A 799-nucleotide genomic window follows, 5' to 3' on the forward strand; every position below is an offset into this window, starting at 1 on the left:
TCCCAGAGTCACCGGTTTTTACTACCTTCTCTGGGCTTATCGCAAGTTAATACGTCCTTCATCGCCTCTGACTGCCAAGGCATCCACCGTGTACGCTTAGTCACTTAACCATACAACCCCAAGAGGTTTCGTATGTTCAAACAACCAAGGTTTGTGTTTAACACTTCGATCAAGAAAGTATTAAACGTTGGTTTTTCGCCGGACTCATTGTTTTGTTTTCACTTTTAAAAAGTGAAAGCAAACACAGACACTTGAATGTGTATGTTTTGAGAACTCGTTCTTCTTTCGAAGAACATTTTTAAAATCAATCTATTCGATTGAATTTACTAGTCAGCTTTCCAGATTGTTAAAGAACATGTAATCATCGTTAGATAACCACTTTTTAAAAACACTCACAAGAATGCGTTTAAAGAGTGGTGGAGCTATGCGGGATCGAACCGCAGACCTCCTGCGTGCAAGGCAGGCGCTCTCCCAGCTGAGCTATAACCCCAACGATATAAAAGACTAAACCGCCACCTTCTCTGGGAGAGAAAGTGGTGGGTCTGAGTGGACTTGAACCACCGACCTCACCCTTATCAGGGGTGCGCTCTAACCACCTGAGCTACAGACCCAAGTCTTTTTACGTTCTACATTTTAACCAAGCAATCTGTGTGGACACTGCATTAAACAGTAAGTCTTTAGGTAAGGAGGTGATCCAGCCCCAGGTTCCCCTAGGGCTACCTTGTTACGACTTCACCCCAGTCATGAACCACACCGTGGTAAACGCCCTCCCGAAGGTTAAGCTATCTACTTCTGGTGC

2 tRNA genes and 2 rRNA genes are annotated in these 799 nt (G+C 44.6%); all 4 read right to left on the reverse strand.

Features of this window, described 5'->3' with window-relative positions:
* Positions 1-110 (reverse strand): 23S ribosomal RNA (locus C9J45_RS21400); the annotation flags it as partial.
* 304 nt (positions 111-414) lie between these two features.
* Positions 415-490 (reverse strand) — tRNA-Ala (locus C9J45_RS21405).
* A gap of 44 nt (positions 491-534) precedes the next feature.
* A tRNA-Ile gene (locus C9J45_RS21410) sits at positions 535-611 on the reverse strand.
* 71 nt (positions 612-682) lie between these two features.
* Positions 683-799: ribosomal RNA gene (locus C9J45_RS21415) — 16S ribosomal RNA — on the reverse strand; the annotation flags it as partial.

Source organism: Photobacterium sp. GB-1 (assembly GCF_003026165.1).
In the GTDB taxonomy this organism is placed as follows: domain Bacteria; phylum Pseudomonadota; class Gammaproteobacteria; order Enterobacterales; family Vibrionaceae; genus Photobacterium.